At 43.8% G+C, this 6,258-nt stretch carries 7 protein-coding genes and 1 pseudogene; 3 read left to right on the top strand and 5 right to left on the bottom strand.

All coding sequences use genetic code 11. The features are described 5' to 3' along the window. The 3 genes and pseudogenes from ACWQ4X_RS19340 to ACWQ4X_RS19330 form a co-directional block, all read left to right on the top strand. Positions 1-205, top strand: a pseudogene (locus ACWQ4X_RS19340) (acetyl-CoA C-acyltransferase); the annotation flags it as partial. Positions 206-249: 44 nt separating this feature from the next. After that, positions 250-1,041: a 3-oxoadipate enol-lactonase gene (gene pcaD / locus ACWQ4X_RS19335; protein WP_457904639.1), complete on the top strand. Its 792-nt coding sequence runs from the start codon at positions 250-252 to the stop codon at positions 1,039-1,041. A gap of 382 nt (positions 1,042-1,423) precedes the next feature. Further along, entirely contained in the window at positions 1,424-2,443 is a 1,020-nt protein-coding gene (locus ACWQ4X_RS19330) for an AraC-like ligand-binding domain-containing protein (RefSeq protein WP_457904638.1), read from the top strand. A 78-nt stretch (positions 2,444-2,521) separates the two neighbouring features. Here ACWQ4X_RS19330 and ACWQ4X_RS19325 read toward each other — a convergent pair whose 3' ends face one another. The 5 genes from ACWQ4X_RS19325 to ACWQ4X_RS19305 all read right to left on the bottom strand — a co-directional run. Beyond that, positions 2,522-3,469, bottom strand: coding sequence for a SphA family protein (locus tag ACWQ4X_RS19325; RefSeq protein WP_457904637.1), 948 nt, complete (start codon positions 3,467-3,469; stop codon positions 2,522-2,524). 49 nt (positions 3,470-3,518) lie between these two features. Beyond that, the gene (locus tag ACWQ4X_RS19320; RefSeq protein ID WP_457904641.1) at positions 3,519-4,049 is read right to left on the bottom strand and encodes a flavin reductase family protein; all 531 of its coding nucleotides are present in this window, start codon (positions 4,047-4,049) and stop codon (positions 3,519-3,521) included. Between the two features lie 29 nt (positions 4,050-4,078). After that, positions 4,079-5,317, bottom strand: coding sequence for a styrene monooxygenase/indole monooxygenase family protein (locus ACWQ4X_RS19315; protein ID WP_457904636.1), 1,239 nt, complete (start codon positions 5,315-5,317; stop codon positions 4,079-4,081). Positions 5,318-5,362: 45 nt separating this feature from the next. Further along, the gene (locus tag ACWQ4X_RS19310) at positions 5,363-6,148 is read right to left on the bottom strand and encodes an SDR family oxidoreductase (protein ID WP_457904635.1); all 786 of its coding nucleotides are present in this window, start codon (positions 6,146-6,148) and stop codon (positions 5,363-5,365) included. Positions 6,149-6,150: 2 nt separating this feature from the next. Further along, a partial coding sequence (locus tag ACWQ4X_RS19305; protein WP_457904640.1) for a hypothetical protein occupies positions 6,151-6,258 on the bottom strand: 108 nt, incomplete at its 5' end.

The raw sequence follows: 6,258 nt of genomic DNA, 5'->3' as shown, positions 1-6,258 counted from the left end.
TTTAGGTCTTGCAGACGATACAACTCAAGTAAATCCGAATGGTGGTGCGATTGCGATTGGTCATCCACTCGGTGCTTCAGGTGCACGTTTGGTGACAACTGCACTGAATCAATTGGAACAAACAGGTGGTACCTATGCCCTGTGTTCAATGTGTATTGGTGTCGGTCAAGGCATTGCGCTGATTATTCAGCGTGTTGAAAACTGATTTAGATCGCTAAGTTAAATAAAAGATACATGAAGGAATAACGTATGCCCATTTTAACCACGCCTGATGTGCAACTGCATTATCAAACCTTTGGTGATGCCGGCAATCCTGCATTGGTGTTTTCCAACTCTTTAGGTACCAACTATGGTATGTGGCAGCAGCAGTTTAATGCTTTAAAGGATCAGTTCTTTGTGGTGTGTTATGACACCCGCGGTCATGGTGCTTCATCGACGCCAACAGGGCCTTATAGCCTGCAGCAGTTGGGTGAAGATGTGATTCAATTGCTGGATCATTTACAGATTGCAAAAGCCGCCTTCTGTGGGATTTCCATGGGTGGCTTAACGGGTCAATGGCTGGCGATTCATTATCCAGAGCGTTTTAGCCATGTGGTGGTGTGTAATACCGCAGCCAAAATTGGTCAGGAACAGGCGTGGCTGGATCGTGCCGCTTTAGTCAAAGCCCAAGGTTTACAATCCATCGCGGATACCGCAGCATCGCGTTGGTTTACAGCTCCCTTTATCCAAAGTCATGTTACAGTGGTGTCTAATCTTCAAAACGACATGGCAGCTGGCAGCGCCGAAGGTTATGCCAACTGTTGTGCGGCTTTGGCTAAAGCGGATATGCGGGAGCAACTGAAAGATATTACTGTGCCCGTGTTGATTGTTGCGGGTCAGCAAGACCCTGTGACCACCGTGGCGGATGCACAGTTTATGCAGAGCCAGATTCCGAACAGTCAGTTGGTGGAGATTGATGCTTCGCATATTTCTAATGTAGAGCAGCCGACGGTGTTTAATCAGAAGCTCAAAAACTTTTTACAAATGAATGTATGTCTATAGGCATACATTCGTTCAAATAGATACTATTTCAATAACATAAGCATCATCCAAGTGATCATAAAATTGACCCGATCACTTGGATTTGCTATAAAATTATGCAGATCTTAAGGAATAAGATCTCAATAAGAAAACCAAGTTCATAGAATGGAATCTTCAAGTCGCTGCCTGTCATTCAATATCGAAAATAAGGATCTTTACTCCTTCACTAATACTTGTTGAAAGCAGCATTTTTTGGCAATTCTGGTCTATATCTTGCATTGATCTTTATATATTTTGCGCACAACTGAATCATCTAAGTGCAGTATTTCCACCAGTTCGAAAATATTCCGAGCAGAATTTTCAAGGTGAAATACAAGCAGGAGTTAGCCAAAGGAATAGCGATATGTATCAAGCCAACTCTTCTGAATTAAATGGGCGACATTTTCAGCAAGAATCAATTTTTGCTCCGCATAATTTACTGTTCAGCCATCAAGATATAGACGAAACCTGTAAAAATGTGGGGCAAGTTTTTAAACCTCACCTGTTAAAAATTTCCAAGCCACAGAAAAATTTTAGTGCAACCATGCACCATGTTAAAACAGGTGCCCTCTCCATTAGTCGTCTGGTCTACGGCGCAGATGTGATTATAGAACCCGACCATTTAGACAAGTTTTATTTAATTCAAATTCCAACGCATGGCTATGCCGAAATTGAATTTGGACGTCAGAAATTTATGTCCTATTCGCAAGTCGCATCCATCATCTCACCGCAACAATCGTTACGGATGCGTTGGCATGCCAATTCGCCACAACTCATTTTAAAAATTTCTAAAGAGGATTTTCTGCATCACTGCCGCCAACATATTCCTGACACAGACAACACACCGCTGATTTTTGATCCCAAGCTCGACTTTGCCAGCCAAAATGGCAGCTACTTTTTACAATTACTCCGCACCTTAATGGATGCACTGGCATGCGACAAACATCCACTGCATCATCCACTGGCGTTTAAACAGTTTGAATCGAATCTATTAAATGCGCTGATTTATGGGCAGCCCAATAACGGCTTGGATAAAATAGATTCGCATAAAGACAAAACCATTTCGCCACATTTTATTAAACAGACTGAAGCCTATATTCAACAACATTTACATGAACCTTTAAGCGTAGAAACGCTGGCAGAACAAGCAGGTGTAAGTGTACGTACCTTATTTACGGGCTTTAAAAATTATCTGGGTACAACCCCAATGGCATATCTGAGAGAATTGCGTTTTGAACAGGCACACTTGGAGCTCGTACGGAATGAGCATTTGACCGTTACCGATGTGGCTTTTAAATGGGGATTTACCCATTTAGGCAGATTTTCTCAAGAATATAAAAGACGTTTTGGAACTTTACCGTCATCTACGCGTCGTTGTAGCTAAGGCAATTTAAATACTATCTGCAATAACTCATAAATTAAATGCCTTTTATCCTGCAAGGGATAAAAGGCATTGTTTTAATTAGAAATGATGAATATAGCGAACTTGCATCCGTGTACCTTCAGGACGGTTTTCTGCATCTTGTTCAAAATAGGCATTGGCCACTACATGGTTATTGGGCGAAAAGCTGTACATTGCGCCTGGACCAATTGCCCAGACTTTTTCTTTACGTCCTTTAACTTTCTCGCCATCCACCTCAGTATCAGTGATTTGCTTTAACCAATATCCATTGATCCCCAAACGTAACTGTGGGGTAAATGCATATTCTGTAGCAAAGTTTGCATGCAATGTCTGACCCGCTTGAATCTCATCTGCACCAACAAATGCATAGCTTGGATCATCATTTTTAAAATTATACAGATAATGAATACGTGTCGAAGCAGTCCACTTTGGATTAAACCAGTAGGTTGCCGCCCAATACGGATCTAACGAAACCGCGTTATTACTCGGATTAATATCTTTTTGTGAACTGTAATCCCCTGTTGGCAGGTTCACTTGGAACTCAATCCGATGTACAAATTTGGGACCCGCTGCTCCCATAATTGGATCGAATTGTACAAAAGGACCGATCATGATGTCACCAAAACCACCCTGCGCTTTGATTGCCATTTGATTCAATCCATCATCCATATCCATTTTACTGACAAAGGGAATCAGAAAATTCACCCCTAAACTGGCATGTTCACCTAATTTAACATTTGATAAGTAACTAATTTGCTCCACGATCACTTGATAGTTGAGGTCTGTTTTCGGTAAACGGAGTTTGTTTCCATATGCATCGACCAATTCATCACTGTCATAGTTTTGAAAATAGGTTTGTGCATACCAGCCTGTGCCAGCAGGCAAACCCCCATCTAAAAAGCTGGTCATCCCTAAATTTACAGTCGGCAAGTCATAAGCATTCGCCATGAAAGACAGACACCCCAGACTACAGAGCAAAACACTTTTTTGTATTACACGAGACTTCATTCTTCTTTCCTAAATAAAAAGTCACGATGAAAGCATCGTGACCAAATCTTTAATTGCTTAGCTCTGGATGTGCTGCAGCAACGCGGTATTTTCCTGCATGAAAAACCAAAGGTTCTCCCTGCCGTTGTTGATATTGCTCAATCTGACCAATAAAAATGAGATGATCGCCACCTTCATATTGAGTCACATTGCGACAGACGAGAGTTACCAGCACATCTTCCAGAATAGGGACACCTACATCACAATCTCGATGAGCAATCCCCGCAAACTTGTCCGCAGAGGCTTTGGCAAAATGTCCAGACAGCAGATGATGTTCTTGCGCCAGCATGTGAATGGCAAAGTGTTCTGCATCAACAAAGTCCGACAAGCTTGGCGCTGTTTTGGATAAACTCCATAAAATTAATGGCGGGTCGAGGGACAAGGAAGAAAAGGAATTTGCCGTCATACCGACTTTACGCCCCTGCTTACTCCGAGTGGTAATCACCGTGACCCCTGTTGCAAACTGACCGAGTAAATTCCGTATTTCTCTCGGGTTTTCTACATTCACTGGCTGTAGTGCCATATCTACAATACTGTCCATCATGTCTAAGCTCCTTTTCCCCAGCCCGATTACGCAACTTTTTGTGCCGTTTTCGAAGCTATAAAATGCTGAGCCTGTTCGGCATCAAACCACCACGGTGCAAAGTCACGTGGGTCATCAAAGTTATTTGCCATCACTGAAGCAATGGCTTGGTTCTGGCTGGCGGCTGCAAGTAATTCCACGACATGCGGTTGTGGTGGCAACAGCAGACTATTGGTCCATGCCACAACTTTTTCGGCGTATGCCCAATAGCGTTCAAAGGTTTGTTGCATCCATGCTTCGCTAAAAGCTTGATCATCATTAGATAAAATGGCATCGAAATAGATCTTGCTGCATTTGGCTGCATTGTTTGAGCCTTGACCAGTAATTGGATCATTTACGACTAGAGCATCAGCCATACCAAAGACTTTTTTGCCTGAAGGGAGTGTCAAGACAGGTTTACGCACGGTTGGTGGGAAACGACCTGCCAAATAACCGCCTGCATCAGTAAGTTCAACATTTTGGCAACGCTCAAATTCCCATGGCACATATTTTTTCAGTAATTCCAGACTACGCTGTAAATGCTGTTCAGGACTTTGGACATCCTGCCAACAGTCCATTGGGCCATTCGGAATGCCTTCAAAAACCATAATGTCGCAAGGTCCATTAATGGTGAGCGCGGGGAAGGAAAAGTATTCGCCCACTTCTGGAATAATGTTAAACGTTACTCGTGAATAGGGAGAGATGGGTTGCATGCCTTTAACATAGGTCAGCGCCAAGGCACGTTGCGGACGATCAAAAGTACTGCGTTCCGCATCACGTTCGAACTGTTTTACCACCTCACCCTTGCCTGCCGCCAAAAGCACCAACTCATATTCATTGGCCAGTTGCTCTAGTTCTTCTATCCCCACATCCTGAATAATTAAACGCCCGCCACGTTTTTCAAATTCTTGCATCCAAAAAGGCATTTTTACGCGCTGATCGACCGATTGTGCATAGCGTTCCAGACGTGCACTCCATTCAAAGGCTTTACCCCCATGTTCAGGATTAACCAAAGCCAAACCAATTCCTTCTACTGCAGGACATTGCTCTTCCCAAAAATTCAGCCCTAAATCCCGTTCAGTTTGTAAGGCTGTATGAAACATACATTGGCTAGACATAACTTTGCCCTGACGGATTTCATCGGCAGTACGGTTGGTAATTAAAGTTACGTCATAGCCTGTATCTAACAGACCTAATCCCAGTTGCAGACCTGATTGTCCTGCTCCAACAATTGCAATACGGCGCATGTGCTTCTCCAAATTTCTTAATGTTCTGAATAATGAATGTCTGTCTTAGCTGGATAAGCGCGGAATGGCGGGTTGAGAACCTTCAGGTCCCATCACTGAATAGCCACCATCGACGGCATAATCCGACCCAGTTACAAAGCTTGCTGCGGGTGAGAGTAAGAACTGCACCACATTGGCGACTTCTTCTGGATGCCCCAAGCGACCCAATAAGTGATAATCCGCAGCCACGTCATCTGCTTTTTCACGGTTGTTGCCACTGACTTCGGCAATCACACGTGACCATGTCCAGCCTGGGGAAATTGAATTCACCCGAATGCCATCTGCGGCAAAATCCATGGCCATACTTTGGGTTAATTGGCGTATAGCTGCTTTAGATACGGGATATAACCAGCGCCCTGTTTGCGCATACTTGGCAGAAATCGAAGTAAAATTCACAATCGAACCGCGATGCTTTTTTAAGTCCGCATAGAAGGCTCGTGTTAACTCCACTACGGACAACAGATTGACATCCAATGCCTTTAACCAATCCTGACGTGAAGACTGAAAACCATCATCCAGATAAGTACATGCCAAGTTCACCAAACAACTGACTTCACCTAAATGTTGATGAATGTTTTTGACCGCCTGCTGAATCGCAACGTCACTGGTCAAATCCACCTGAATGAACATCACTTCATAAGGAAAACTTTCAGCCACTTGCTTGCCATTGGCATCGATATCCAGAATGGCGACGCGTGCACCTGCATTTACCAAAGCCTGTACCACGGCTTTTCCAATGAGGGTTGCACCACCACTGACCACGGCAACCTTGCCTTTTAAATCTATATTCATGGTCATACTCCCTCTCCAATCGGCTTGCCTTCACTGCTGTTCCATGACGGCATCAAGGTATTGGAAGGTAAATCTTCATCGAGGAGCTTCTTGGCCGTCTCAACCCCAGC

It is taken from the genome of Acinetobacter sp. NigerLNRRAM0016, assembly GCF_054112845.1.
Note: the sequence above shows the minus strand (reverse complement) of the source record. Positions and strands in the feature narration are given on the sequence as shown.